At 46.9% G+C, this 4,426-nt stretch carries 4 protein-coding genes and 1 pseudogene; 4 read left to right on the top strand and 1 reads right to left on the bottom strand.

The window, feature by feature from the left end:
• Nucleotides 1-49 precede the first annotated feature (49 nt).
• Genes WB308_RS07575 through WB308_RS07560 form a run of 4 tightly spaced genes read left to right on the top strand, consistent with a single transcriptional unit; the run spans nt 50 to nt 4,176 of the window.
• Nucleotides 50-1,333, top strand: coding sequence for a CmpA/NrtA family ABC transporter substrate-binding protein (locus WB308_RS07575; protein ID WP_424190542.1), 1,284 nt, complete (start codon nt 50-52; stop codon nt 1,331-1,333).
• A gap of 17 nt (nt 1,334-1,350) precedes the next feature.
• Nucleotides 1,351-2,133 carry a nitrate ABC transporter permease gene (ntrB, locus tag WB308_RS07570; RefSeq protein WP_424190540.1) on the top strand — a complete coding sequence of 261 codons (783 nt, stop codon included), beginning with the start codon at nt 1,351-1,353 and terminating at the stop codon, nt 2,131-2,133.
• A complete protein-coding gene (locus WB308_RS07565) occupies nt 2,130-2,930 on the top strand; it encodes an ABC transporter ATP-binding protein (protein WP_424190538.1) in 801 nt (266 codons plus the stop codon). The genes ntrB and WB308_RS07565 overlap by 4 nt, the downstream gene beginning before the upstream one ends.
• A 25-nt stretch (nt 2,931-2,955) precedes the next feature.
• Entirely contained in the window at nt 2,956-4,176 is a 1,221-nt protein-coding gene (locus WB308_RS07560) for an alginate export family protein (protein ID WP_424190536.1), read from the top strand.
• On the opposite strand, the pseudogene WB308_RS07555 reads toward WB308_RS07560, so the two are convergent.
• Nucleotides 4,173-4,426, bottom strand: a pseudogene (locus WB308_RS07555) (hypothetical protein); the annotation flags it as partial. The gene WB308_RS07560 and the pseudogene WB308_RS07555 sit on opposite strands and share 4 nt — an antisense overlap.

The raw sequence follows: 4,426 nt of genomic DNA, 5'->3' as shown, positions 1-4,426 counted from the left end.
TTTTACTCTACAATTATTTCAGACAAAATAGTCTCAATAAGGAGTTTCCATGAAAAGCTTGAATATTTTAGGAAAAGGTGCGTTAGTGTTATCACTAGCTGCTTCCATAGCGATGGCGGCACCCGAGAAAAAAGATCTCAAAATCGGATTTATCCCATTGACCGATTGTGCAGCTTTGGTTATCGCAAAAGAAAAAGGGTTCTTTGCCAAACATGGTTTGAATGTCGAGCTAAGCAAAGAGGCTTCATGGGCAAACGTCCGTGACAAAATGACGGTGGGTGAGCTCGATGCATCGCACATGCTCGCGGCTATGCCGATCGCGACGACACTCGGTGTCGGAAGTACCAAGAAAGATATGGTTGCCCTTATGGCACTGGGTCAAAACGGCGATGCGATCAGTGTATCAAACAAAATGTACGATGCAATGATGGCAGCAGACCCAGCGGCTACCAAAAAAGGCTCAGCCGTAGCCCTCAAAAAAGTGATCGCTAGTAAAACGATGGGGGTTCCTGAATTCGGAATGACGTTCCCTACGGGTACGCATAACTACCATGTACGCTACTGGATGGCCGCAGGTGGGGTTAATCCTGATACCGATGTCGCGCTAAAAGTCGTTCCTCCGCCGCAAATGGTCGCCAATATGACTGCCGGAAATATCGATGGATTCTGTGTAGGAGAACCGTGGAACCAACGCGCCGTTATGGGAAATATCGGTAAAACCGTCGTCACCGGTTATCAGCTCTGGGAAAACGGACCGGAAAAAGTATTAGGGGTACAAAAAGCGTTTGCCGATAAAAATCCTGAAACGACCAAAGCGATGATTAAAGCGGTGATCGAAGCGGGAATGTGGCTCGATGCGTCATGGGATAACCGTAAAGAGGCATCCAAAATTCTCTCATCCAAATCCTACGTCAATGCACCGACGGACGTTATCGACAACTCGATGACCGGAACCTATATGTTCACTAACGGGGTCAATACACCGATGCCTCAGTTTAACGTCTTCGGTAAAAAACAGGCACTCTATCCTTACTACAGCCACGGTTTATGGCAAGTGACCCAAATGATCCGTTGGGGACAGCTCGATAAACCTGTGAATATGAAAAAAGTGGTTGAGAGCGTTTATCGCCCCGATTTGTTTGCTAAAGCGGCGAAAGAGGTCAATTATGCCCTACCCGCTACACAATGGAAAGTGGAGAAAAAATTCATCGATGGCGTGACGTTTGATCCAAACAAAGCAGTTGATTACATCTACAATGCGCCGATTAAATCGCCGAAAATCACCAAAGAAGCACTCCTCAAAGTGAATAATTGGAAAGTATCCGCGAAGTAACGCCAAAGGAGCACATTATGGTTTCAAAATATAGTAATACCGTCCTTTTACCACTGCTGCTCTTTGGCGTAGTGATCGCAATTTGGTCGGCTATTGCCGCCGGGATACCGGGGTTCCCTCCACCTAGCGAAGTATGGAACGAACTCCTCGTCGTCCTCTCTGATCCGTTTTACAACAACGGTGCGGGAGATCAGGGTATCGCACTGCAACTGGGTAATTCCCTTGCACGTGTGTTCGGAGGATTTGCCCTCGCCATTGCGGTGGGTATTCCGGTGGGACTGTTGATCGGAATGAGCAAAAGTGCTTATACGGCGTTCAATCCCTACATTCAGATTCTCAAACCCGTTTCACCTCTCGCGTGGCTGCCGTTGGCGCTGTTTGTATTCAAAGAGGTTAACACCACGGCGATTTTCGTCATCTTCGTCACCTCGATCTGGCCGATTATCATCAATACGGCGCTGGGGGTACGGAGTGTCAGCGAAGATTATCTCAACGTCGCACGGGTACTTCAACTCAGTGCCTTTGAGAAGGTATTTCAGATTATCCTTCCCGTTGCCGTTCCCTTTATCTTTACGGGGATGCGTTTATCGTTGGGGATTGCATGGCTGGTTATCGTCGCGGCGGAGATGCTCACCGGAGGTGTAGGGATCGGATTTTGGATTTGGGATGAGTACAACAATCTCAACTACTCCCATATTATTATCGGGATACTCCTCATCGGAATTATCGGGTATATCCTCGATGCGACTATGGGGCTGATCGCCGATTTCTTTGATTACCGTAAGCGAGGACTCAAATGAGTGCAAAACCTTTTTTAAAAATCGATCATGTCGATAAGATATTCCCTCTCGGCGGTGGCAAAGAGTATGTTGCCCTACGTGATGTTCAACTGGATATCAAAGAGAATGAGATCGTCTCGATCATCGGTCACTCGGGATGCGGCAAATCAACGATCCTCAACCTCATTGCGGGACTCGATACGATCTCACACGGAACAATATTACTCGAAGACAAGCACATTCTTGCTCCCGGACCGGAGCGGGCGGTGGTATTTCAAAACCACTCTTTGCTTCCATGGCTAAGTGTCTATCAAAATATCGAGATGGCGGTACGTAAAGTACTGGGCGAAGATTTGAGCAACAGCGAAATCCGCGATCATGTGATGAAATACATCGATATGGTCAATCTGGGTCATGCTAAAGACAAATACCCCGGTGAGATCAGCGGAGGGATGAAACAGCGTGTCGGTATCGCCCGCGCCCTCTCCATCGAGCCTAAAGTGCTGCTGATGGATGAGCCCTTTGGAGCACTCGATTCGCTCACACGTGCCAATCTGCAAGATCATTTGATGCGGATACAGATGCAAACGGGTAATACCGTCGTCATCATCACCCATGATGTGGATGAAGCGGTACTGCTAAGCGATCGGGTCATTATGATGACTAACGGCCCTGAGGCGACCATCGGAGAGATACTAGAAGTGAACCTCCCACGCCCACGGAACCGTTTGGAACTTCAGAATAATCCCGAGTACCTAAGATGTCGTGGAGCAATTATCGAGTTTTTATACTCGAAATTTGCCAAAGAAGATGAATAAATATTCAAACCAAGGAACACATACTATGAAAAAAATTACCTTATCCGCCGTAGCGGTTTTAACATTGTTGCCAAATTGTCTTAGTGCAGAAGGCTTTACCCTCTTTAGCGATGCAAAATTTAATGGAGAGATTCGTCCCCGTTATGAGAATGTATCGATAGAAGATTCTACGAAAAAAGATGCCGATGCGTTTACGGTTCGTGCAACACTCGGATTGGAAACGAAACTGCTTGGTACCGATGGATTGAGTATGAGAATTGACGGCACAACCGTTCAAAGTATCGGAAGCGAAAACTATAATAGCTCCACGAACGGCCAGAGCGCCTATGAGATTGTCAAAGATCCTGAAACAACCCGTTTTTCACAAGGGTATTTACAATACAAATTGGGGAAAACAACACTCAAAGCAGGCCGTCAGATTATAAATCTCGACAATGAACGTTTTATCGGTTCCGTGGACTGGAGACAGATGATGCAGAGTTTTGATGCGGCAGTTATCAGTGATAGCACTGTTACGAATCTAACTCTTACCGGTGCTTATGTCTGGGGAATCAAAGGGATTACCGATCTTCCTGCAAGTGAAACCGATTCGATTGTCTTAAACGGTTCGTATAAAATAAATGATATGCTCAAAGTGAGTGCGTATGACTATATCCTCTCTTCACTCCATGATACGATGGGATTGGCGCTAACGGGTAATGTTCCGCTATCTATCACAAAAATCGAATATCGTGCGGAGTATGCTCATCAAGGTGATGCTTCCCGTGATACCGACGGCGGAATCGTAAATGCTCAAGCCGATGCGACGTATTACAATCTCGATGTGTTAGCCAATATCAATGGACTTCTTGTGGGTGGCGGTTATGAGGTATTAAGCGGATCAAGCGGTAGCGACGGAAAAACGGCGTTTAGTACACCGTTGGCAACGTTGCATAAATTCAACGGCTGGGCAGACAAGTTTCTCACGACCCCTACGGGCGGTTTGTGTGATGCGAGTGCAACGTTGGGATATACCGCTCCCGGTTTGGGTAAAGCGATGATCGTTTATCACGATTTTGAAACCGATAAAGCGATGGCCGGGAAAAGTGATTTAGGAACCGAATGGGATCTCCTCTATACCAATGCCATACCGGGAATCAAAGGTCTCAGCGGTTTGGCCAAAGCCGCTTATTATCAAGGCGGTGACGTTGCGCTTAATACTAAAGATGTCACTAAACTCTGGCTGCAGCTCGGGTATAAATTTTAAAGCTTGAAAAAATCCCGACATATTTGAATAATCTTCTCCTGTCGGGGTTTTCCGACCGGTTCACTCTGACGAATGAAATGAACCTGATCGATCAGATCATGAATCCCCGCTGGAATCATCGACGTTAAAAATTTCCGCAATGCTGAACTCACCGCAGGAGCACGTCCCGCCGTGTTGATCCCCAGACACAAATCCCCCTCGACGATCAATGCCGGAAAAATAAAACTGCACAATGTGGGAGAGTCGACAC

Origin of the sequence: Sulfuricurvum sp., from assembly GCF_049587615.1 — a bacterium.
In the GTDB taxonomy this organism is placed as follows: domain Bacteria; phylum Campylobacterota; class Campylobacteria; order Campylobacterales; family Sulfurimonadaceae; genus Sulfuricurvum.
This window is presented reverse-complemented; position numbering and strand designations above follow the sequence as displayed.